A 22,104-nucleotide genomic window follows, 5' to 3' on the forward strand; every position below is an offset into this window, starting at 1 on the left:
ACTAACTAATATAGTCGAAGGCCGGACTTTTTCGCAAACCTAGAAGAAACGAGCGCATGGTAAACCGCCGCTGGGCTCAACGATTTAGTCGAAGCACAGCGGCGGCAGGGGGTGTGTTGCTTAATGCCGGTGATGGAGGTCTGCGGCGATGATGACTCCTGCGGCCAAAGTCTCAAGTGCGGTGGCAATCAGCCAAGCGACGACGATACCGGATTGGTGGGGGCCCACCGAGCCTAAGCGGGTAAACAGGAAGATGTCGGTCACCACGATTTGTGTGGCTAGCAAACTTCCTATAGTGCCTAGGCGCAGGAGCTTATGGTGGCGCCTGCTTTGGGAGTCATCGCTCAAGTTGATGATGCCCACATGGCCCATGAGCCAGACGGAAATGCCTAAGAGCACTCCTGCAATGGGCAGCGACAAGATAATGGGGAAAGTCGAGAAAGCCACGCCCAGCGAAGCAGTAGCGAAGGCAACAGCAAGCCCTAAATACAGCGGGTTGTGGCGACTGTTCTTCTTCACATTGCGCACGGCAGCACCAGCCAAGCTGCCGGCTTGTGCGGCTACCGAATCGCCCTGCTTGGAGGAGTCGGCATCTTGCTTATTGCTGCTAGATTGCTGCTGGAGCTGTTGGGGCTGGTGAGTATCTTGCTGAGTTTGCTGTGTGTGAGCAGTCTGGCTATGACTTGCGCCGGCAGTCTGGTCAGATTTCGTGGAGTCTTGCTCGCCGTGGTTTGAGTTTTCGTCTGCGTGGTCAGCTTCAGACCTGCGCTCGTTCTCGGTCGTGCTGCTAGCCTCTGAAGTCTGCTTGCTGACAGAGTGCTGACCGTTGTCTGCTTGGTGCTTACTCTCCGGCTTTTCTGTGTTCTGGGACTGGAGAGTGGATTCAGATTTGCTTTCACTGCCGAGCGTCACGGTGCGCTTTTCGGTGTGATTTTCGCCTCCCGACTTGGGCTCATGCTCTCCCTTGCCTGGCTCATCATGGTGCAAAGCTGCGCCTGCTTGCTGATGCGTAAGGTTCTTCTCGTCCTTGCGGTTGTGATTGGATCTGTGAGCATTCAACCTAGCTCTATTGCTGGCCATATTGCTACCTCCTTAACCTTCACCCCCAGTCTAGGCCGTACATCCCGCCGTATGCTGTTGGCAAAGTGGTGCAAGAACTACATAAAAGGAGTACAAGTTTGTAGTCGGGGGGGGGGCATATTCCTTGTATGTTCTGTCAAGAGTCATCTATCATTGTGACTTCGACATGCAGATGGATGATGTCTCATGTCCTGTAATCGTGCCGCTGAAGGTTTGTGAACATGATGTATGCGCTGCCCCCCCCCCTCCCATTCTGTCTCAAGTAGATACGAGTTAATTTCTGTGTGTCTCCCATTCATCTGACAGAGATAAAACGTAGGACGGAAAACGTAACAGGCACTTGGTTTCGTACTGAATATAAGCAAAGTTGGCATCGGTTCTGTTTGAATGAGAGAAAAACCAATGCCAACTTAATTTTTCGTTTGCTGACAGCAAGACTAAGCATCAGGTAGCATTAAGTCGTTGCCATCTTCAAAATTGAACCCACCCTTGGCGTTCAAAAAGCGCTTTGTGATACTCAAGGCAAGAAGTAGAGATCGTAAACTGTCGCATTCACTGGTTGCAAGTGACCAGTTTTCTTATTTGTCTTTGAGGAGACTAATTTGTAATTCCCGGGCACCACGGCCATCTTTGACAGGTTGCTCTGCAAATATTAATAGCCATCATTCTCGCGTGATAAATGCCTGGTTACAGTCGGATTTGTTATGGATTACCTTTCGGTCAGAGATATATACAGCTCGCTCTGATTCAATGAATGGCTGTCCCCTCTTCCAATCTTTGGCCGAATATGGCTGACCGGGTTGATGTGATGCGTGAACTGCAAGCACTTGCTGTCATTATCCAGCAAATCGTTACTGCTCTTCCTCTTATCCTACGGCACCTGTTACCGAAGACCTTGTATTTACGGTCGCACGTTGCCGGACTTTTAGTCGCTGTTACCTGTGGCTCGCTATTCTGCATTGAATTAGTAAAGTTTATGTTAGTGAAAGGTAAAAATGCTATAGATTTGCAAAAGTTGTTGCTGACATTGAATCAAATGTCAGCAACAACTCGGCGGGAATCAGCGGAACCAGACTTGTGCTGCGTATGAATTGGACCAACCACAATCTGCGTATGCGCTGCTGTGAGAGCGTGTCCAACCGCTCGAAGCTGAACGGTTACCGTGACGGGCGTAGGAAGCGCCCTGAGTTCCTCGATTGGTTGAAGTCTGAGCGCTGGCGTAATCTCTCCCTGCGTATATGCGATAATTGCCTGCTGCCGAAGCTGTCGGCACCATAAAGGCGATGCTTGCTACACCAGCTGCTGCGATTGCTCCAAATTTACGCATCATTCCAGTATGGTTTTGAGTTAACTTTGAAGAGCTCATGTTGATCCTTTTGCTTTTTACTTTTACTAGTCAGATGGCTAGTAGAGCAAGCATATCATATATACTGACTGTTCAGTCAATATATATTTAGGCAAGCTTCTCACATCGAGTTATTCTTGCCTGGAAATTATCCCAATTGAGGTGAATAGGTATGAGAGAGCTTGATCGGCTTGGTTGTCGTCAAGCCATACATTCGATTTCATTACCGCGATAAACATTACGGTTGATGCTTTTGGCGCAATCTCTGCACAGCCGTTGCGGTTTTGTTTGGATAGAGCAATCTCGAACTGTTGCTCTAAAAGTGTCTCCCATTTTGCAGGAGTGGTCTCACCTTTTCTTACTAACTCTTCTTGTAGTAATAAGCCAGCTCGGATGACTGCTTCGTGACGATACGTGTCAGCCAATCGGAAAAGAGTATTGCGGAATTCATTAAGATCCTCACACGGCTCCATAAATTGAGAGATTCTTTCATTGCTCCACTCGATGAGATTTTGTCTGAGCTTATCTTTTGATTTGAAATGGAACAGTACTGTGCTTCGTGTCAGTCCTAACCGATTGGCGACATCTTGTAGGGTGGTCTCCTCGTAGCCACGACATTCAAATTCGTGTGCTGCTGCGTTCAGAAGAGCCTCCCCGGTTTTTCTACGCTGTTCTGCCTTGTTCACTAATCGACCTTCCGTTGGGTAAAGAAATGCATGTGCATGTGCGCCACAAACCAATCCTAGGACAGGCCGATACGTGAAAGGCTTAAGCAGAGATTGAAGTTGTAAACGTTATCGTGGTTTCAAAAGCACCTTCTTCAGGATACCGTAGAGCCAGTTGGAGGCCCAAGTTGTCCGTGATTTCTTTAACGATAGAAAGACCCAATCCGTAACCGGGCTTGTTGGACAACCGGGTCGAGTTTCCACGATAGAAGCATCGCGTTAAAACTTCCGAATCCGCCAACCCAGCAGGCTGTATCTCATCTGTTGAGTTGATGATATGGAGAGATGTGAGCTTACCACTGTGGGATGTGCCAGCAGTGTCAGCAGAAATGGTGAGCTGTCCTGCGAAAATGTTGTGGATGATGGCATTGCGTAGAAGATTATCAAGTGCAATTTCGATATATTGTGAATCGGTAGCTACAGTAGTGGATACGAGGCCAGATACATCAAGAACCAACTGTTTTGCTTGTATTTCTTGTTGATGACTGCGTAGTAAGTCTTTCATTAGCTGCTCTAGCTCAACAGGTTGATTCTTAAACTCTGTGGCGGATTGAACGCGGGAAAGTTCTAGTAGGGCGGTAATTAATTCGCCACTTTTGCGGTTGGCTTCGATAGCTCGATTGATTGTAGGCTCAACATCCGGGCTGATTCGCCCTTGACTGATGAGCGATTCTAAGCTTGCTCCGATGGTAGTAATAGGAGTTCTGAGCTCGTGTGAGGCGTTGCGCACGAAATTTTGCTGGGCTCGGCTAGATTTTTCCATTCGTTCGAGCATAGTATTAAGAGTGCCTGCCATGGAGCCGATTTCGGTATACGGCTTGTCAACGACGATGCGCTCACCGAGTTGATTCAAATCTAGATTTGCAGCCTGTCTGCTGATGGACTCTAACTGTCTGACAACTGTTCCGGTTAGTTTCCAGATAAGCGCTAGTGATAGCATTCCAAATAAAGCGAAAACCGCAAGCGAACTGTACCACATCCATGTGGTAACTGAATCTCTCACCACTTGCACTTGGCCGCTGAGTGTGGCACCTATATCGTTATCATGGCCTTGGTTTGCAGGGGCTTCGTTGCCTGAAGATGCTGATGCTTGTGGGCAGCCAAGGCCTTGACAAGCTTCGTTCTTGTTCGTCACAGTGCCCTTATGTCCTGCCTCTTCAGGGCTGGCTGGTACTGAATCTGTTCCCACACTACGACCGATGGGTATTTGATGGTCAAAGGCACGATTGAGAGAAACGTTTTGCACAACTATGGCTAAGGCCAGCATGATAAGGAATAGCAGACCAACTCCTATGGCGAGCTTTGTGCGGAAGCTGTGAGGTTTTGCTCTCTGTATTCTCATGGGATTCGATACCCCTCACCTCTGCTGGAAACCAACAGATGAGCGTTTGGTAGTTTCTTGCGGAGCGAGTAGATGGCAGCTTTCACCACTTCGTTCTGCTCCCACATGGTGAAATCCCATAGGCGTTCCAGCAGCTCATCTGTCCGCACGAACCCGCCATCTGCCCGCAGAAGCTCCTCTAAGATTCCGTATTCTTTTGGGGCAAGGTTTAAGGGTGTTCCATCACAGTAGGCGAGACGTCGGGCAGTGTCTAAGCTGAGTCGGCCTCGGGTTAAAAGAGTGCGCGAATCTGCGCTATCTCGGCGTTGTAAAGCCCGTATTCGAGCAAGAAGTTCCGGATAAGCAAAGGGTTTAGGCAGATAGTCGTCAGCTCCTAGATTTAGGCCACTGACTCGGTCTTCCACTTGTCCTGCGGCGGTAAGCATTAATACTCTGATTGACAGTCCCAGTCGCTCAATGGAACGCATCACTTCATCACCGCTGAGCACTGGTAGATCCCGATCTAGGAGCACTAGATCATAGGATTCTTCGGACAAACGATTGAGAGCCTCAATTCCTGTGCTAGCAAGCGAAACTTGATATCCCTCATGATTCAGGGCATCCTTCAGTACGTTTGCCAAACCATCATCATCTTCGACAACAAGAATTCTCATTAGCCGGTTTCCTTCCTTGTTGTTAGATGCCACTTGTCTTGGCCATCGAATGAGTTTCTAATTCCTATTGTGCCCTACCAAGGTGAGCTCTAGGTAAGAGCGACATTTACCTAGGGCTCACCCAAGACCAGTTTTACTGATAGACAGTGTCACTCTGTTCAATCAGCTAATCGGTTAGTGCAGAAGATTCAGAGGAATCAATTCGGAAGGGAAGTAAGGAACCATGAAAATGCATACTTCAGTTGGGGCAGTAAGCAGGTTAATAAGTTCAATCGTGATTGCTTTCATAAGCATATCCTTATCGGGATGTGGTTCGGTTTCAGGCCAAGCTACATCTGATGCGAAAACCAAATCTGATTCAGATTATTCAGCTCCCGTTCCGGATACTGCAGTTAGAGGGCAAGGAAGCGTGCCTAAAGATAAGAATCCTCCTAGCCGCAATGACGCGGAGCGCTATAGAGATTGTCTGAAGGCAAAGGGCATGCCGGCAAGCATTGGCTCGGACGGTCAGATTGTCTATGAGTTTATCGGAGAGCAAGGGAGCGTGAAAACTTCATCAGACGACACTGAACGAGACAAGATTAAGGCTTCTTGCAAAGTTGAAGTTCCCGGCTACCACGACCCTGACTACAACACTAAATGACCGACCGGCGTAAACAAGGAGACTATTATGGGTTCAAAACTACAGCAATCATCTATGCCGAAAGTAATAGCTGCGTCAATCATCAGCATATTACTCATACTCTCTACCGCGGGATGTTCAGCGCCTTGGAAGCATAAGGAAGAAGCAACAACCGACGGTCAGGCCAAGATGGCCTCTAGCCTAGACGCTCTTTTTGATGAAGAGCTTGCGTCAGACAAGCTCAGTGCCTTTGAACGTGAAGTGCTTGAACGGGCTAAGAACAACGGCAAGATTAGTGCCGAAGATTACGAGACTGCCCATAGTCGTCAGAGTGAATGCATGAGTCGGTCCGGATGGAAGCAGACTTGGACCAAACTTCCCAACGGGCTTTACCGGTCGAAGGATATTACGCCCCTGCCTGATCCGGGCAAGGAGACCGACAGATTTATGCAAGACATGAGCGATTGTTCCCAAGGAGTGAGCAAGGTTATCGAGAGTCTCTATAGCATCCAGCAAAGTAACCCTGACCTTCTATCTGACACACATGAGGCCGCTGTTTCCTGTATACGCAAAGCGGGTATGGGTGATGCCACGCTCACTGGTAAAAAGCTGAAAGATACTTTGGATACTAGCGATTCCAAAGACATTGAGGCCAAACTTCACTTTGACCCTAAGGAACCGACCATTCAGGCTTGCCTTTTCGGATCCGGCATAGCCTATCAAGCTGAATAACGCAACACATACGAAAAGGAGTGCAAAACGATGACAGCTAGAATCCTCACGCCCTTGGTAGTGACAGCTTGTACGGCTCTGGCCTTGGGCGTATGTGCTACCGCATTCCTGATGCCAGCCCCCACGCCGCAGGGTTTGGAAGCTGACCAAGTACCTGTTCGCACGCCAGCGAGTGTTCAACATTTTTATGATGAACGCACTATAGAAGTTACCCCTGTGACGAGTCCAGCAGAGAGCCTGACAACTCGGACCAACGGAACCGTCACCGAAGCATTGTGCTCTCCAGGGGTAATAATCAACTCGGGTAAGAAAGTTCTATCGGTAGACAGTCGGCCAGTGATTGCTTTGCATACCGCTATGCCCATCTACCGGGAGTTGAAGGGGGGAGAGAAGGGTGCTGACGTATTAGCGTTTCAACAGGAATTGGGACGTTTGGGATATGCGGCCGAAGGCAATGGTAGTTACGGCCCTGCCACCATTCGTGGAACCAAGGCACTTATGCGTGCGGCTGGAGCAGTGGAACCGGACGGCAGTATCGGGCCTGCCGACACGATATGGATACCGACTAATACGGTTATTCCAGTTCAATGTTCGGCTGGATTGAACACGACATTGGCAGAAAACAGTGAGGTGATGAAAACGGGTGGCCGTTTGACCGGGCTCACCTACCAAGTGCCCGCGGATTTGCGTGAGGGGAAAAGGACCTTCGGAGCTTTTGAACAGAAAACTGATTTGGCTGTGCTGAATGGACAAGTTAGTGACCAAGTTTTCCTTACATCTATAGAAGATAGCGAGGCGTATCGGACGTGGAAGGCGGATCCTGCGAAGAAACCTAAAGCTACTTTGACACTGGGCGAGCCAATCAAAACTATCAAAGTTCCACCTTCGGCCATAATGAATCAGGAAGGCAGCAACGCTTGTGTGTCTACTGACGGTGTCAAAGCTACTCCTGTCACTATCGTCGGATCTTCATTGGGCGCGACTCTAATTCAAACTCAAGATGACACTGTCAAGATAGAACAAGTCTACTTGGGTCAAAGTATTAGAAAAATACCTTGCGCGGCCTCACCGGCCGTTGAAAGAGTTAACATTCATGAATAGAAGTGGCATTGATAACGAAGTAATACAAGAATACTGCGACGAAGCTCCATCGCTTGGGATACTTGCCTTGGATAGGTGTTTGGAAACGAATGCTGATGAAAGGGGCCAGCAGATACGGGCTACCGGTCTGGGGCATCGCTTTCACGCAGCGCCTTGGCTTTTTCGAGATTTGAACTTCCGTCTGGTGCCCGGCGAAATCGTTGGCATCTGCGGGCCGTCAGGTTCAGGTAAATCAACCCTGCTGTCGTTGATAGCTGGTTTTGAGCATCCTGTCTCGGGCTCGGTAGAACGACGCGATATTGGTCGGGTCAGATGGGTTTTTCAGAATCCACATGGTGTACCGCGGCGTACAGCCATCGACCACGTAACTCAACCCCTGCTGGGCCAAGGCATGGGGCGGGTTGAAGCTGAGAGCCAAGCTCTGGCAATCATGGAGGACTTTCATCTGACCGGTGTATGCGCCCGCGACTTCAGAGAACTGTCTGGAGGCGAGGCGCAGAGACTCATGCTTGCCAGAGCTGTTGCGAGTAAGCCAGACCTATTGCTGGTCGATGAGCCTACCGCACAATTAGACCAATCTACTGCCGCCGATGTAGACCACACCTTATCTGGTATAGCTCAATCTGACTGCATCGTGGCCATCGCAACCCATGATCCCAATACTAGAGCTGCTTGCACCCGCATTATTGACCTATCTCTTCATCATGTCAGTTTATAAATGATTCATCTAACCAGAGAAAAGAGAGCTAGCATCATGAAAGTTCATACTATTCTTTCCGAAGCATGGCGGGATATTGCTAGCGGTACGAACCGCACTATACTCTGGCTGCTTACGCTCAGCTTTGTCTCAATGGGCATACTTGGATTGGATTTGGGCACAATTGTAGCGTTGCAAAACCAATCGAAAATGTGGACGACATCAGGGGCTGCCATCAATCTTGTTCAATCTGAGGGGCAGATTAGCTCAACAAGCTGCATAGCTCTACATCAGACAACGACAGCTTTCGCATCCAAGCAATCTGCCCAACCGCAGCACCCCGCAATTGCTAGCGACCGTCCAATCGGTAGTTCGGGAGCTCTCAAAGCTGGACCGCTGATTACCTTGTCTGCAATGCCAGCTGCTCCTCTAGAGAGTTTCAACGTTACTCCTAGCCTAGCTGTGGTTTTGCGTCTTACTCCTTCAGTCGATAACAAGACTGGTGTATGGATATCTAGTCAACTTGCTGAGACGCTACAGGTGAGAGCAGGCGACATCCTTGCTACTGATTCTGGTCCTATGCATGTGGCAGCTGTTTTTTCTTGGCCTCAAGATAGTCGCGACCAGCGTATTGCGTACGCTATTTTGAACCCTTCTACTAGCCAAGAGCCTTTTGACGAATGCTGGGCCACTGTCGCTCCGAGCAATACCGCAGCTAGCGATCTGTTGACGGCCACTGCCATCAGCACACCTGGCACTATGAACCCCCTGCAGATTAAACAAGTTAACAACTCTTTAGGCAGTAGCTTCGACGGATGGGAACAATATAGGAAGCGAGCCAGTAAATACTTAACGGTCGCTCTGCCCTTTACTGCCTTGCTCTTAGGTTTCATTTCCGTTCGCACCCGTCGAGTTGAGATAGCAGATGACCTTCACTGTGGTATCAAGAAAGGCAGTATATGGGCGATCTTTGCTTTGGAAACATGGGCTTGGAGTCTAGCTGCGCTTGTGTCGTGCGCAGCAGTATTGCTTCTAGTAGTGAGGTCGGCAACCAGTCATAATGAAGCTCTGCAACTATTAGCCGTCGAGACCCCCATGCTTGTTGCGGCTCTGATTCTTGCACAAGTTGGATTGGCTTTGGCGTTACTTCCTATTAAGGCGAATCAGCTCTTCACGTATTTCAAAGAGCGCAGATAAGGCATGCTCATATCGAAGAGCAGCTGGAAATAGAGTCAAGCAGTAAACTGGCAGGTCAGCTAGCTCCTGATTTGAATGAGTATGAAAAAGCCCGAAAGCTTGCTGTGCGAAGCTTTCGGGCTGCTGGCGGAGAATACGAGATTCGAACTCGTGAGGGCGTAAACCCAACACGCTTTCCAAGCGTGCGCCATAGACCACTAGGCGAATTCTCCGAGCGGAAGTCAGGAGCTAGAAACTAGCAGACTGCTCAACCACAACAACTGATAATAACACAAAGGTCGGATTGAGACTAGGCCTGCGCGTGTACACTTCGCCAGCAGAGGTAGCACGCTAGGCGAATCAGCTAGAAGAGGGCGATAATTTCGCCTATGTCTTGCACTAACAGTTGGGCGTTGAGGGCGGTAAGTAAGACCACCACTGCCCAAGCGATGACGGCTAGCCACTTGGGATTCGCGTATTTACCCATAATCTTCTTAGAGGACGTGAACCACACGAGCGGCACCATCGAAATAGGCAGGGCCACACACAAGAAGACCTGCGAGTAAACCAAAAGGCTGTCGAGGGCCGATTCTTTGCCGCCAAATATGATGGCACAGGCCAAGACGGGGATAATAGAGATAAGGCGGGTTACGAGGCGGCGCAACCACAGGGGAATGCGCATGCGAATAAAGCCTTCCATAACGATTTGCCCAGTCAGAGTGCCGGTAATCGTGGAGTTTTGGCCGGAAGCCAGTAGAGCAACCGCGAAGAGGGTGCTCAATAGTCCGGAAGCTACTGGCCCGGCTATGGACTGGTTTCCTAAAGCGTTGTAGAGGGCAGTGAAGGTGTCTAGACCCTCGCCGCGGCCGAAGAACATGGCTGCTCCCAAGACGAGTAAGAGACAGTTGACAACGAAAGCTGCGGTCAGTTGAATGTTGGAATCCCAAGTGGCGAAGCGGACTGCATTAGAGACTTGCTGGTCGTCTGAGCGGTCAACATTGCGCGTTTGCACAATGGACGAGTGCAAATACAAGTTATGGGGCATAACGGTCGCGCCTACGATGCCGAGGGCCATAGTAAGCTCGCCGTTGCCTAGGATTTGCTTGCTGGGGATGAATCCTTCCATCATGGCGGGCACGTTGGGCTGAGCTAAAATGACCTCGTAGACAAAGACCAGCATAATAACCAATATGAGTGCGGCGACGATGGCTTCGATGCGGCGGAAGCCCACGTGCGTAAGTAAGAGCAAGATGAGCACGTCGAGTATGGTGAGCGCCACGCCTACGATAAGGGGAATGCCAAAGAGGAGTTTCAATGCTATGGCACCGCCAATTACTTCGGCAATGTCAGTGGCCATCACGGCCAGCTCGGTGCAAATCCACAAGGTGAAACTGAGTTTACGGCCCGTGTGTAAGCGAGTTGCCTGGGCCAAGTCGAGACCGGTTACGATGCCCAGTTTGGCAGACATGTATTGCAACATCATGGCGATGAGACTGGAGATAAGCACTACTGACATGAGCAGATAGCCGTATTGTGCGCCACCGCCGATGGAAGTAATCCAGTTGCCGGGGTCCATGTATCCGACTGCTACTAGGGCTCCGGGGCCAGAAAAGGCAAAGAGATTCTTCCAGAAGTTGCCGCTTTCCTTAGGCACTGCCACTGTCGAATTAATCTCCTGCAGGGAGAGGCCATTGGCGGTTTGAACCAGCGGGTGGGTTTGGTTGGAAGATTGGCTTGTTTGCGTGTTGCCTGTGCGTTCAGGCGTTTGCCCACTTCGCGGTGTGCTCGACATGGTGTCCTCGACTTGTTGGAGTCAGTTTTTGCTGCTGAAATTCTTTCCGATAGTGCAGGAATACGAACTATCAAACAAGAATCTTCGACACCTCGAAGTCTAGCGCCTTCCGTGTTTCATTTCCACATCGAACTTGTGAAGAACATCACCTCTGCTCGTATTGACAGGGCGGTACTTAAGTGTGACTTGCCTGGTGCCCGTCGTCTAAGTACAAGTGCAACACCCTTTCCTGCAATGGTGATTTGTCTAGAAAAACCAGAAGAAAAAAGGTGTTGCACCATGACCATACGGCCACACTGGCCGGGTAGCCCCCGTGTCTGTGCGTTTTCCTGCCCCTCACTGCGGAGGGCACCCGACGCCGCTTGTCCTCGTTGGCTCTATTCGGGTGAGATAAAGCCAAGAGTGGGTTTAACTCTTCGGTTTCTGCTAGCAACACTAAATATCGGGCAGCATCAAATCGTTATTCCCGTCAAAAGTAAATCCACCCTTGGCTACCAGCCAGCTTTTTGCGACACTCAATGCAAGCAGCAGGGACTGTAAACTGTCACAGCCACCGATTGTCAGTGACAAGATTTCTTTATCGCCTTGGAGGAGCCCAACCCGTGTTTCCCAAGCGCCATGACCATCCTCGACAGGTTGCTCCGCGAACAGCAAATAGTCATCACCTTCGCAAGACAAAAGTCGAGTTACAATTGGGTTCGGCATGGACGCACCACCTTTCATGCAGTGATATACTTAACCTACTCCGATTCGAGGAACGGCTGCTCCTCTTCCATGTTTTGGTCAGGTTCGATCGACCTGGCCGTGGCAAGGCACCTGCCGTAAGTTGATGCTGCGGTTGTCCAACAAATCGTCGCTGCTCTTCCCCTCAGCCTGCGGCACCGGTTACTTAGAACCTTTTACTCGCGATCGCAAGTTGCCTCACTCTTGGCCATTGTTACCTGAGGTTGAGTGTCCAACATGGCATTAGAAGCATCGCCATCATACATTCCTGCAGGCGAGGCAAGAGAAATAGACAAAAGTCCTGCGAGCAATACATTGAACACGATAGTTCTCCTTACTTATGTTTCTTGATACCTACGGCTTTCTGCAAGCGTGACAAATATATCGTATCTGTCACTTTATTTGTGAAGACCCGTCGTCTAAGTACAAGTGCAACACCCTTTCCTACAATGGTGATTTGTCTAGAAAAACCAGGAGAAAAAGGTGTTGCACCATGACCATATCGTATTCGCACCTCTCGGCAGAGGAACGCCACCTGATCGGGGCGGGCGGCGGCCGGTGACCCCATCCGCCTGATCGCACGCCGGCTGGGTCGTCCGGCCAGCACGGTCAGCCGTGAGATCAAGTACAACACGTGGCTGCCCTCCAACCAGGCCGGGGCCTACCGGCCTACCGTCCCCGACGGCTCAAGACCGGGCCGTGGACGGGCCGCTACTACGTGTCCGGCGAGGCCCAACGCAAGGCCGAGCGGTGCCGGGCCAAGGCACGCAGGCCCCGTCGCCTGGCCTGCGACCGCCTGTGGGACCAGGTCGCCCGGGGATTGAGGGCTGGCTGGTCGCCGGCGGCCATATCGGGCTGGCTGGCCCTGGCCTTCCTCGACGACCCGGGCATGCGCGTGTGCGCCGAGAGCGTGTACTGGTGGATCTACTCCACCAAGGCGCGCGCCCGTGAATGGGCCCAGTACCTGGCCCGCGCCCACCGGCGACGCAGGAAGGCCAAGGGACGGCGGGGCAAGGGGCCTGTGATCGCACGGCGCGCGCCCATCGGCCAACGCCCCGAAAACGTGGACACCCGCGAACAGTTCGGCCATTGGGAGGCCGACAGCGTCATCGGGGCCGGCGCCTGCAACCTGCACACCGAGGTGGAACGCAAGACCAGGTTCCTCATCGTGCGCAAGATCGCCGACGAGAGCGCTGCCGCCACCATAGCCGCCCAACTCTCCATCTTTAAAGCCCTACCCGCCAAGGCCCGCCTGAGCGTGACCTGCGACAACGGCACCGAGTTCGCCCGCCACTTCGAGCTCATCGACGCCCTAGGCATGGACACCTGGTTCGCCGACCCCTATTCCTCCTGGCAACGCGGGTCCAACGAGAACAGGAACGGCCAACTGCGCCGCCACCTGCCCAAAGGCACCAACCTGGACGGCCTAGACGGGGGCGAGCTCCATGACATCGTCGATGCCATCAACACACACCCCTGAAGGTCCTGGACTGGAGGACACCCGCCCAGGCCTGGCAGGAAGAGACCCACAACCTACTACAATCAAACCAACAACCACCGTTGCACTTGTAAATAGACAACGGGGGTGTGCGCCCGTATTACAGTCTTTTGCTAGACTTGCCCTATGACTTTGGAGGACTTATCTGCAAATTCGCAGGACTATCTCAAAATGATTTGGGACCTGCAGGAGTGGGACCCGCGCCCAGTGCAGCCCTCTGCCCTCGCCAAGAAGGCGAATGTTAAACTTTCCACCGTTTCTGGCGCTATTACGCGATTGACTGCGGCAGGCTTAGTGGAGCATGAGCCCTACGGCGGCGTGGTGCTCAGTGACTTGGGCCGGCAATATGCAGTAAAGATGGTGCGCCGGCACCGACTCATTGAAACCTTCCTTGTGCAGACCTTGGGCTACGGCTGGGATGAGGTTCACGACGAAGCCGAGCGCTTGGAGCATGCAGTCTCCGACGACTTGGTAGAGCGCGTTGATGTGCTCTTAGACCACCCCGATCGCGATCCTCACGGTGATTCGATTCCGCTGGCAGACGGCTGTCTGCCTTTGAGAGACGATTCGATACCTCTCTCTGAGGCTCCCGATGGTGCTCTGGTAAAGGTTGAACGAGTGAGCGATGAAGACTCCGAGATGCTGAGATACTTGCAAAGCGAGCGAGTGAGTGTGGGCACTCGCCTCTTGGTGTGTTCCCAATCGCCTTATTCGGAGGCAGTGAGCGTGCGGTTGGTTAAAGAATTTTCCTGGCCAGTGGATGAAAGTTCTCTCATCAACAAGTCTTCCACTACCTCTTCTGATATGCAAACTTCTCTAATCTTCGGTCCGGTTGTTGCTTCGCGAATTCGCGTCTGTATCGTGCAGTAGAGCGCGTTTATGGAAGTCCTGTAGCACCTATGGCTGGTTTGTGTTCGGATACCTGGTTTTCCAGTAAGCTGATGCTATTCAAACTCAAATGTTAATTGCTTGCTATCGTAGGGATATGTTGAAATAGAATGACAGTTTTTACTAAGTTTTGTGCGCTCATTACTTCGGCAGGGCTTATGGCTGCCCCCTCAGCAGTGTCTGGGCTGGCCGGGACACACACTGCTCAAAACTCGCAGTATGGTGTCAGTGCTGCCTTAAATGCCAATGAGAGCAGTGTACAAGGAGTGCTTTCGGCTGACCAACTGCCCGATTCCGTGGCCTCCGCCATTCCAGACGATGCCATGCTCGTTTCTCGGGATTTGGTTGTGGAATCTTCCGGCGCGCTCAAAAATGTTACCACTGGTGAGCAGGTGAGCGATCCCATGATTGTGGGAACCGAGAGCAAGCCTGCCGATCCGCTGGCCAAAACGCAAGGCAAGTCATTCGTGCCTGTGCCGGTGAGCGAGGTGAAAGGCCAACTCAAGTCGGGCCACGAAAATCAGCCTTCAGCCCGCAGTGCCAGTGCTATGTTCAAAGGTCAGCATTTGGGCGACTCAAAACCGGCTCAAGCTCAGACATACGCAGCTGCCTTGGCAAATGGTGAATACGGGGCTCATTGGGGTTCCTACAATGGCAGTCAGGCTTTCTTCCAGTCCAACAATGCGCTTTTTGCTCAGCAGGCTAAAGGCGTGGTAGACGTCTCCCAGTGGCAGGGCAGTATTGATTGGAATACGGCTCGCAATTCTGGCGTTGAAGGTGCCATCATACGCATTGGCTACGGCTGGGGCAATGGTTTCGACACTCAGGCCTTGCGCAACATTAGCGAGTGCAAGCGCCTAGGCATCCCCTTTGGTATTTACCTCTACTCATACGCTTATGATAGCGATACGGCTGCGCGCGAGGGCAACAGCGTAGTCGATTTGTTGCGCCGGGCCGGGGTTAATCCCGCAGACTTGAGCTACCCGGTCTACTACGATTTGGAGCCTTGGGCTTGGGCAGGTCATTCGCATCCAACCAGTCCCGCGGTCTACAATTCGATGGTAAATGCTTGGTATGGTCGTTTGCAGGCCGGCGGCTACGGCAATTTGTCGGTATACTCTTACCCTTATTACCTCAACACTGCTCTCAATGCCGCAAGTATTCATTCTAAGACTAATTGGGTTGCTTCCTATGGTCCGACTCCGCTCTTTAGCTTCCCCAACAACGCTCGCTGCTGGCAATACACCAGCACCGGCCGTGTGAACGGCATTTCTGGCGCAGTAGATTTGAATGCTTGCGGTGTAGCTACCGTGCAGGCACCCGGCGAACTGCCCATCTACCGTCTTTATAATTCCCATTCCGGTGAGCACTTCCTCACGTCCAACAACGTCGAGTATCGTCAGCTTTCGGCACGAGGTTGGAACGCTGAGGGCGTGGCTTGGGTATCTCCAGCCGATGGTGCGCCAGTCTACCGTTTGTATTCGCTCAACCAAGGCCAGCATCTGTATACGCTCAATGGTAACGAGTACAACATGCTTACTCAATATAAGTGGCGGCAAGAAGGTGTCAATTGGCGTTCAGGCGGCGCTGTGCCTATCTACCGCGTGTATAACCCCAACTCCGGCCAGCATTTGTTTACGGTCAATGGCAATGAGCGCAACAAGCTCGTGTCACTAGGCTGGCGTAACGAGGGTATTGCTTGGTATGGAGCTCACTATTAAAGCTGGCGGATAACCCTAGGCAAGGTTAAATTCGTTCTGGCCTTGTGCGAAGGCTGCCCGCGGTGGGGAGCTCTACGATGTTGGGCCCGGGAGTTGAGTGTTTCGGCTTGTTGCAGAGAGACGAGGCTGCCGAGGCTCAGCAGCAGGGCCACGCCTATTAAGGGCGTAATAGAGCCAACAGTGAAGAAAAACTGGTAGTAGGCTGTGCGCGTATATTCAATAAACCAAGCCACAGAGAACGCATATACGAATGCGTACAGCACTAAGCATAAGCTCAAACCGGTGGCTGCTAGCCCAACATTCCAATGTTTATACCACAGCTGTTTAGCGCCCAACACTAAGGTTAGCGCAAATGCTAAGCAGGCTGCAAGGTTTGCAATTCGATAGATAACAACAATTACCTGCACTATGGCTCTCGCCTGTTCCATATTCAGCCAAGGCAAGACTTGGGGGTTGGGATTGTGAATGTCGATGTTGAGCTGCCGCAAACCTATTCGATTAGGAATGGCGTGTTTACCTATATTGGTGGTATTGCGATTGTGGGGTAATTCGTAATAACGGGCAAGAGTCAGGGTGTCGCCCATCATATCGAAACTTGGCCCAAAAAGATCGCCGATTTGAGCAGGCGTTCGGGCAGGCAGTGAGCTAGAGAGTGCTATCTTATTTGTGTGCTTCAAATCACCATTGTGAAAAGCAGCATCAATTTCTTGGTTGACTGACCGGAAGAAGTCTTGGATTTGAGGCTCATGATCCATACCTATCGAATTGTCGATGGCCGCAATCATCTGCCAAGTGAGGAAATCGCCCTCTAAAGGGTGAATGTGGATGTCGGGCGCTGCGAAGTCTTTATGCTGCACATAATCCATAATTTCAGGCTTGGACTGCAAAGTTGGCGAGACTCGTTCCACTGCGTCTAAGGAGTCTGCTGGAGCCCAAATGTAAGGTGTTTGGTGGTCGCTCTTGACCTGGTAAACCCTCGAGACGAATCCGGCGACTTGGCCTTGAGTTCGAGTATTGAGTAATGCTATACCAAAGTTACGCTTATTGTAGGTTGTGACGGCTTTTACCGTGACGGCTGCACTAAGGAGTGGGAGTAAACAGATAGATAGTGCTATGCCTCTGTACATCCAACTACCATGCATTCGCAAGATTTGGATAAGTTTGACTATTACTACAAACACAAACATGGGCAGCAGCCATACAGAGTCTTCTTTAAGGTCGTAGATAAAGGCGAAAACCGCGCCTAACAGGCAGTAAAACAATACCTGACCAGCCACCCAAGTGCCTACGATGAAAGGGCGGAACTTACCACTTTGGGGCAGTGGTGTACTGGTGAGGTAGAGGACGAGCAGAGCTAACAAGATAAAAAGGGATGGCACAATGAGCGAATTGCGGTAGATGCGTGTGCCCAGCCAGTTCTCAAAAGCCAAGGGGTTGTACAAGATATAGCAGTAGGAAACCACAGCCAGCCAAGTGATATGGAAAAAGCGATAGAGTGCGAAGGCAGTGCATAAGGCTGCTAAAAGCCAAACCCCAAAATATACGAGATCAATATTGATATGACTCCAAGATACGAATCGTAAAAAGAAGCCGTAAGCTTGATTCTTTGCGAGTTTGTAGTAATCGTGGCTGTGTGGGTATTCCGGTAGTGAGTAGCTCATCAGGAGGGCATCGTCTGCGCGCTGCGTGTAGGCGTACCACATGTGCAAGGTGAGCGATAGAGCCAATCGCCCGAAGGTGAGTAGCGTGAGCAAGACAGCTAATATGCACTGGCTGGGCATAGGTAAACGGCTTTGCCCAGGGCGTGTCTGCTTTCCACTCTCAGTGCTCATATATTTATAGTAGCTTAGTTACGTTTTCACTCTCGACTGCGGTTTCAAATGCTGGGCGTTCAGCGTGGCCCGCAACTCTAAGCGAATCTATACTTTGCGCAGGGAAGGCCACACTCGCCAAGAGGGGGATAAGTGGCAGAAGATAGCGCCCTTGGAAGCCTAGTATCTCCGAAGTATTATCAAGTTTGGGCATGGGATTCCAAGTGATCGACAATGCCAAATAGGTCAGATACAAGCAAGCCAAAAACGCCACTGTTGAGACAATTCGATAGCGGTTGCGACTGCACCACAGGCCTAAGCGTTCACTCTGCTGCTGGCTTTCGTGCGGCAGATGGCGCAGGAGAGCAACCCAAGACAGACCCACAACGAGCAGAACCTCTCCCACCATAGGCTCAAGCGCAAGCAATTTTTGAGGCAAGAAAGCCACATTCCAAGTGATGGTTTGTAACTCAGCAAGCGGATTGTTGAGCAGCCAATGGCGGTTTTGACTGATATTTGCGTTGGCCAGTGTGCCTCCAAACCAGTGATTCCACGGGGCATATGTGATCAGAGCAATCCCTGCTGAAGAGCCGGTGAAGATTGCTTTGCGTTTGGGCGTAAAAATGTGGGAGGGAAGGGCCAATACCAGCATGGCGAGCGCCACATAGACCAGTTTGGAATAGAAGAGGAGCACGGTGAGTGTTACAAGACCTATCATTTGCGCTTGGCTTGCCGGCCCGCGGCTCTCGCTCACGCGGAAGAAGAGAGCAAGGAAGCAGGCAGCAATACTGATAAAGAAGGCATCCGACATGAGACTGGAAGCTATGAAAATGGTAGGCGAAACGGATCCAGCTAAGGCGAGGAAATACTTAGCCTTGGGAATAAGCGCGATGGCGGCGAGCATGAGTAGTAGAAAGACTACGAAATTCGATATGCGTCCGGCTTGCCAGACTTCGTAAGGTGAACTACCGGTAGTAAGCGCTACCCAAATACCTGCTGCCTGGGGCAGGTAGACCAGTGGGAAGTATTGGTTGGAGCGGTTGTGGAGCCTTGTATCCGGCACCGTAATGGTGGTAGCTGCGTCTCGGTTTACTGACTGTTGAGCTTTAAGTTGTGGGTCTCGAACAAAGGGATTGGCAGTAATGGTATACACAAGTTCGTTGCTTATACCCTTGTGCGACAACATACGTGAATCGCCAGTAATATACTGCACTTTAACTGGATTTTGGAAGGCATCCTTTTTGTGCTCGGGGTGGTTAAAAATCTGCCCGGTAGCAATAGCGTAAGAGGTGTTGGCGTTCAAATCAGCGTCGGGAATGGTGAGCGGGCCAATGGCGTTCATAAAATAGGAGCCCTGCACGAGCGCAAGCAGGAGGAAAATAAGCATGGGTAAGCGACTGCTAACTATTACTTCTCGTACACGCTTCACCCGTTCTCCTTGAAAATTGCTATTTGTGCGGCTGCCCGCAGCCCTCTGTGACCCTAGCCTACAAGAATTTCTGCGAGGGGAAGTAGTATTGCCTATATGACTGAAAACTTTTCACCTCGCAACATTATCGTCACTGGTGGATGTGGCTTTATTGGCTCGAACTTTGTCCACTATGTGGTCAATAACCACCCCGATGTGCACGTAACCGTTTTGGACGCGCTCACTTACGCCGGCAACATCGACAATATTAAGGGCCTGCCCGAAGACCGGGTTGAGTTCGTACATGGCAATATCTGCGATGCTGAACTGCTTGACAAGATTGTGCCCGGCCACGACGCAATCGTGCACTATGCGGCTGAGTCTCACAACGACAATTCGATTGCTAATCCCGAGCCCTTTGTCAAGACCAACGTAGACGGCACCTTCCGCTTGCTAGAGGCCGCCCGCAAGTACGACGTGCGCTACCATCACGTGAGCACCGACGAGGTCTACGGCGACTTGGCGCTGGACGATCCGGCTCGCTTCACCGAAGAGACGCCCTATCATCCTTCTTCGCCCTATTCCTCAACCAAGGCTTCCTCTGATTTGCTGGTCCGCGCTTGGTTCAGGACTTTCGGCGTGCGTATGACCATCTCGAATTGCTCCAATAATTATGGTCCTTACCAACACGTAGAGAAGTTCATTCCCCGCCAGATTACCAACATTATGGAAGGCAACCGCCCCAAGCTCTACGGCGACGGACTCAACGTGCGTGACTGGATTCATACCGAGGATCACTCCTCGGCTGTGTGGACCATTCTGACCAAGGGCCGTTTGGGTGAAACCTACTTAATTGGTGCCGACGGTGAGCGCAACAACATCACCGTTTTGCGCGACATTCTGCGCGTCATGGGCCAACCAGAAGATGCTTTCGACCACGTTCAAGACCGCCCTGGCCACGACCGTCGTTATGCCATCGACTCCACCAAGTTGCGCACTGAGCTTGGCTGGCAGCCCCAGCATACTGATTTCGAGTCTGGCTTGCGCCAAACTATCGAATGGTATGAGAGCAACCGCGATTGGTGGGAGCCTGCCAAGGCAAAGACTGAAGCGAAGTACCAACAGCAGGGCCAATAACCTGCATCCGCCCTGTCGGCTCCTTCACGCGACTTGGCTTGCTAGCATGGCAGGTCAGTTCAGAGTCGGCAGGGCTACTGGCTTGTATGAGCAATTGTGGAGTACGTCGGAGCGCCGACGGGAGAGGCTGTAAGAGGCATGTCGTTAACATTTGAGCAAGAGTTGAAGGTTCAGGAAACCAATATTCCCGGCCTCTTAGTATTTGACCTGCCAGTGCATGGAGACAACCGAGGCTGGTTCAAGGAAAACTGGCAGCGCGCCAAGATGACTGCTCTGGGCCTGCCTGACTTTGGTCCGGTCCAAAACAACATCAGCTTCAACGCCACCAAGGGCGTTACCCGCGGCATCCACGCTGAGCCTTGGGATAAGTACATCTCTATCGCAGCCGGTGAGATTTTCGGCGCTTGGGTAGATTTGCGTCCTGGCGAGTCATTCGGCCAGGTTTTCACCACCCGCCTCGACCCCTCCAAGGCAATTTACGTGCCTCGTGGCGTGGGCAACTCCTTCCAGGCTCTCCAAGACGGCACCGCTTACACATACTTGGTTAACGCCCACTGGTCTATGGAGCAGAAGAAAACGTACACCTTCGTGAACTTGGCCGACCCCGAGCTTCACATTGAGTGGCCTATTCCTCTGGAATCTAGCGAGCGTTCTGAGGCCGACTTGGCCCATCCTATGCTCAAGGACGTGAAGCCGATGGCTCCCCGGCGCACGCTCGTTACCGGTGCCCACGGTCAGCTGGGTCAGGCCATCCGTCAGTATGTAGAAGAGCGTGGCCTAGAGGGCTTTGAGTTCACAGACATCGATACCTTCGACTTCTCCGACCCCTCAGCTTACGGCAAGTTTGACTGGTCGCTCTACGGCACCATCGTCAATGCAGGCGCTTATACAGCTGTCGACAAGGCTGAGACCGCTCAAGGTCGCCCGGTAGCTTGGCAGGCCAACGCTCAGGGCCCGGCTCTGCTGGCTCAAGTAGCTCGCGAGCATCAGATTACTTTGGTGCATGTCTCTAGCGATTACGTCTTCGACGGCGTTCAAGAGGAGCACACGGAAGAAGAAGCTTTCGCTCCGTTGGGCGTTTATGGCCAGACTAAGGCTGCTGGAGACATTGCAGTAGCTACTGCCCCCCGTCATTACATAGTGCGTTCCAGCTGGGTTATTGGCCAAGGGCACAACTTCGTGAAGACCATGATGGGCCTCTCCGACCGCGTAGCCGATCCGGACAATGCTCTGAATGAGATTACCGTGGTCGACGATCAGTATGGCCGCCTGACCTTCACTACTGACATGGCTAAGGCAATCTTCTACTTGCTTGATTCGGCTGCTCCTTATGGCACCTACAATCTCACCGGTTCGGGAGCTATCCGCTCTTGGGCGCAGATTGCGAGCGCTGTCTTCGAGCAGACTAACGGCAACGGAAGCAAAGTGCGCCCGGTTTCAACCGCAGACTACTACGCACAGGCCAGTGAGCCAGTCTCGCCCCGCCCTGTCAATTCTGCGCTTAACCTCAGCAAGATTGAGGCTCTGGGCTTCCAACCTGCCGATTGGGAGCAGTCCATGAGCGACTATATTGCCGGTCAGCTTGAGGCTTAGTTCGTAGCCGATTGCGCAAGTCCAGCACAGATATGCGCGCTGGACTCAGCGAGAACAGTT

The 22,104-nt window shown here is 51.7% G+C and carries 19 protein-coding genes, 1 tRNA gene and 1 pseudogene; 10 read left to right on the top strand and 11 right to left on the bottom strand.

Translation table 11 applies throughout. The annotated features are described in order from the left end of the window. Nucleotides 1–120: 120 nt before the first annotated feature. From R8377_RS01025 to R8377_RS01045, 5 genes are all read right to left on the bottom strand, one after another. Nucleotides 121–1,080, bottom strand: coding sequence for a hypothetical protein (locus R8377_RS01025; protein WP_317643108.1), 960 nt, complete (start codon nucleotides 1,078–1,080; stop codon nucleotides 121–123). Between the two features lie 1,060 nt (nucleotides 1,081–2,140). Continuing rightward, on the bottom strand, nucleotides 2,141–2,446 hold the full coding sequence (locus R8377_RS01030) for a hypothetical protein (RefSeq protein WP_317643109.1): 306 nt from the start codon (nucleotides 2,444–2,446) through the stop codon (nucleotides 2,141–2,143). A 110-nt stretch (nucleotides 2,447–2,556) separates the two neighbouring features. Further along, nucleotides 2,557–3,111 carry a TetR/AcrR family transcriptional regulator gene (locus R8377_RS01035; RefSeq protein WP_317643110.1) on the bottom strand — a complete coding sequence of 185 codons (555 nt, stop codon included), beginning with the start codon at nucleotides 3,109–3,111 and terminating at the stop codon, nucleotides 2,557–2,559. Between the two features lie 82 nt (nucleotides 3,112–3,193). Further along, nucleotides 3,194–4,285, bottom strand: a complete 1,092-nt coding sequence (locus R8377_RS01040; RefSeq protein WP_317643111.1) for a HAMP domain-containing sensor histidine kinase — start codon at nucleotides 4,283–4,285, stop codon at nucleotides 3,194–3,196. Between the two features lie 203 nt (nucleotides 4,286–4,488). Beyond that, complete coding sequence (locus tag R8377_RS01045) at nucleotides 4,489–5,145, bottom strand: response regulator transcription factor (RefSeq protein ID WP_317643112.1); 657 nt, start codon at nucleotides 5,143–5,145, stop codon at nucleotides 4,489–4,491. A gap of 481 nt (nucleotides 5,146–5,626) precedes the next feature. Between R8377_RS01045 and R8377_RS01050 the strand changes: the two genes are divergently transcribed. From R8377_RS01050 to R8377_RS01070, 5 genes are read left to right on the top strand one after another with little or no spacing between them, the layout of a single operon-like run. Beyond that, a complete protein-coding gene (locus tag R8377_RS01050; RefSeq protein ID WP_317643113.1) occupies nucleotides 5,627–5,788 on the top strand; it encodes a hypothetical protein in 162 nt (53 codons plus the stop codon). A gap of 27 nt (nucleotides 5,789–5,815) precedes the next feature. After that, entirely contained in the window at nucleotides 5,816–6,499 is a 684-nt protein-coding gene (locus tag R8377_RS01055; protein ID WP_317643115.1) for a hypothetical protein, read from the top strand. Nucleotides 6,500–6,529: 30 nt separating this feature from the next. Then, nucleotides 6,530–7,600 (top strand): peptidoglycan-binding protein, encoded by a 1,071-nt coding sequence (locus R8377_RS01060; protein ID WP_317643116.1) that lies wholly within the window; start codon nucleotides 6,530–6,532, stop codon nucleotides 7,598–7,600. Further along, nucleotides 7,593–8,318 (top strand): ATP-binding cassette domain-containing protein, encoded by a 726-nt coding sequence (locus R8377_RS01065; protein WP_317643117.1) that lies wholly within the window; start codon nucleotides 7,593–7,595, stop codon nucleotides 8,316–8,318. Before R8377_RS01060 ends, R8377_RS01065 begins: the two co-directional genes overlap by 8 nt. A 36-nt stretch (nucleotides 8,319–8,354) precedes the next feature. Then, nucleotides 8,355–9,494 carry a hypothetical protein gene (locus tag R8377_RS01070; protein WP_317643119.1) on the top strand — a complete coding sequence of 380 codons (1,140 nt, stop codon included), beginning with the start codon at nucleotides 8,355–8,357 and terminating at the stop codon, nucleotides 9,492–9,494. Between the two features lie 124 nt (nucleotides 9,495–9,618). Here the strand turns inward: R8377_RS01070 and R8377_RS01075 are convergent. The 4 genes from R8377_RS01075 to R8377_RS01090 form a co-directional block, all read right to left on the bottom strand. After that, nucleotides 9,619–9,706, bottom strand: a tRNA-Ser gene (locus R8377_RS01075). A gap of 131 nt (nucleotides 9,707–9,837) precedes the next feature. Then, the gene (locus tag R8377_RS01080; RefSeq protein ID WP_317643120.1) at nucleotides 9,838–11,265 is read right to left on the bottom strand and encodes an Nramp family divalent metal transporter; all 1,428 of its coding nucleotides are present in this window, start codon (nucleotides 11,263–11,265) and stop codon (nucleotides 9,838–9,840) included. Between the two features lie 435 nt (nucleotides 11,266–11,700). Continuing rightward, a complete protein-coding gene (locus R8377_RS01085; RefSeq protein ID WP_317643121.1) occupies nucleotides 11,701–11,970 on the bottom strand; it encodes a hypothetical protein in 270 nt (89 codons plus the stop codon). 194 nt (nucleotides 11,971–12,164) lie between these two features. Then, complete coding sequence (locus R8377_RS01090) at nucleotides 12,165–12,311, bottom strand: hypothetical protein (protein ID WP_317643122.1); 147 nt, start codon at nucleotides 12,309–12,311, stop codon at nucleotides 12,165–12,167. A 170-nt stretch (nucleotides 12,312–12,481) separates the two neighbouring features. Between R8377_RS01090 and R8377_RS01095 the strand changes: the two are divergent. From R8377_RS01095 to R8377_RS01105, 3 genes and pseudogenes are all read left to right on the top strand, one after another. Beyond that, a pseudogene (locus tag R8377_RS01095) lies at nucleotides 12,482–13,560 on the top strand (IS30 family transposase). A 52-nt stretch (nucleotides 13,561–13,612) separates the two neighbouring features. Continuing rightward, the gene (locus R8377_RS01100) at nucleotides 13,613–14,356 is read left to right on the top strand and encodes a metal-dependent transcriptional regulator (protein ID WP_317643123.1); all 744 of its coding nucleotides are present in this window, start codon (nucleotides 13,613–13,615) and stop codon (nucleotides 14,354–14,356) included. A gap of 128 nt (nucleotides 14,357–14,484) precedes the next feature. Next, a complete protein-coding gene (locus R8377_RS01105; RefSeq protein WP_317643124.1) occupies nucleotides 14,485–16,095 on the top strand; it encodes a glycoside hydrolase family 25 protein in 1,611 nt (536 codons plus the stop codon). On the opposite strand, the gene R8377_RS01110 is transcribed toward R8377_RS01105, so the two are convergent. Both R8377_RS01110 and R8377_RS01115 read right to left on the bottom strand, forming a co-directional pair. Then, nucleotides 16,092–17,927 carry a hypothetical protein gene (locus R8377_RS01110; protein ID WP_317643125.1) on the bottom strand — a complete coding sequence of 612 codons (1,836 nt, stop codon included), beginning with the start codon at nucleotides 17,925–17,927 and terminating at the stop codon, nucleotides 16,092–16,094. The genes R8377_RS01105 and R8377_RS01110 overlap by 4 nt on opposite strands. Before the next feature lie 4 nt (nucleotides 17,928–17,931). Continuing rightward, nucleotides 17,932–19,335: a DUF2142 domain-containing protein gene (locus R8377_RS01115; RefSeq protein ID WP_317643126.1), complete on the bottom strand. Its 1,404-nt coding sequence runs from the start codon at nucleotides 19,333–19,335 to the stop codon at nucleotides 17,932–17,934. A gap of 96 nt (nucleotides 19,336–19,431) precedes the next feature. On the opposite strand from R8377_RS01115, the gene rfbB reads away from it, so the two are divergent. Both rfbB and R8377_RS01125 read left to right on the top strand, forming a co-directional pair. Continuing rightward, the gene (rfbB, locus tag R8377_RS01120) at nucleotides 19,432–20,451 is read left to right on the top strand and encodes a dTDP-glucose 4,6-dehydratase (RefSeq protein ID WP_317643128.1); all 1,020 of its coding nucleotides are present in this window, start codon (nucleotides 19,432–19,434) and stop codon (nucleotides 20,449–20,451) included. 138 nt (nucleotides 20,452–20,589) lie between these two features. Further along, nucleotides 20,590–22,044, top strand: coding sequence for a bifunctional dTDP-4-dehydrorhamnose 3,5-epimerase family protein/NAD(P)-dependent oxidoreductase (locus R8377_RS01125; protein WP_317643130.1), 1,455 nt, complete (start codon nucleotides 20,590–20,592; stop codon nucleotides 22,042–22,044). Nucleotides 22,045–22,104 lie beyond the last annotated feature (60 nt).

Source organism: Bombiscardovia apis (assembly GCF_033095945.1).
Taxonomy (GTDB): Bacteria; Actinomycetota; Actinomycetes; order Actinomycetales; family Bifidobacteriaceae; genus Bombiscardovia; species Bombiscardovia apis.

Excerpts from the sequence above, each read along its gene's own strand:
- R8377_RS01025 (WP_317643108.1), bottom strand. The coding sequence starts at position 1,080 with ATGGCCAGCAATAGAGCTAGGTTGAATGCTCACAGATCCAATCACAAC.
- R8377_RS01030 (WP_317643109.1), bottom strand. The coding sequence starts at position 2,446 with ATGAGCTCTTCAAAGTTAACTCAAAACCATACTGGAATGATGCGTAAA.
- R8377_RS01045 (WP_317643112.1), bottom strand. The coding sequence starts at position 5,145 with ATGAGAATTCTTGTTGTCGAAGATGATGATGGTTTGGCAAACGTACTG.
- R8377_RS01050 (WP_317643113.1), top strand. The coding sequence starts at position 5,627 with ATGCCGGCAAGCATTGGCTCGGACGGTCAGATTGTCTATGAGTTTATC.
- R8377_RS01055 (WP_317643115.1), top strand. The coding sequence starts at position 5,816 with ATGGGTTCAAAACTACAGCAATCATCTATGCCGAAAGTAATAGCTGCG.
- R8377_RS01060 (WP_317643116.1), top strand. The coding sequence starts at position 6,530 with ATGACAGCTAGAATCCTCACGCCCTTGGTAGTGACAGCTTGTACGGCT.
- R8377_RS01065 (WP_317643117.1), top strand. The coding sequence starts at position 7,593 with ATGAATAGAAGTGGCATTGATAACGAAGTAATACAAGAATACTGCGAC.
- R8377_RS01070 (WP_317643119.1), top strand. The coding sequence starts at position 8,355 with ATGAAAGTTCATACTATTCTTTCCGAAGCATGGCGGGATATTGCTAGC.
- R8377_RS01080 (WP_317643120.1), bottom strand. The coding sequence starts at position 11,265 with ATGTCGAGCACACCGCGAAGTGGGCAAACGCCTGAACGCACAGGCAAC.
- R8377_RS01085 (WP_317643121.1), bottom strand. The coding sequence starts at position 11,970 with ATGCCGAACCCAATTGTAACTCGACTTTTGTCTTGCGAAGGTGATGAC.
- R8377_RS01100 (WP_317643123.1), top strand. The coding sequence starts at position 13,613 with ATGACTTTGGAGGACTTATCTGCAAATTCGCAGGACTATCTCAAAATG.
- R8377_RS01105 (WP_317643124.1), top strand. The coding sequence starts at position 14,485 with ATGACAGTTTTTACTAAGTTTTGTGCGCTCATTACTTCGGCAGGGCTT.
- R8377_RS01110 (WP_317643125.1), bottom strand. The coding sequence starts at position 17,927 with ATGAGCACTGAGAGTGGAAAGCAGACACGCCCTGGGCAAAGCCGTTTA.
- rfbB (WP_317643128.1), top strand. The coding sequence starts at position 19,432 with ATGACTGAAAACTTTTCACCTCGCAACATTATCGTCACTGGTGGATGT.
- R8377_RS01125 (WP_317643130.1), top strand. The coding sequence starts at position 20,590 with ATGTCGTTAACATTTGAGCAAGAGTTGAAGGTTCAGGAAACCAATATT.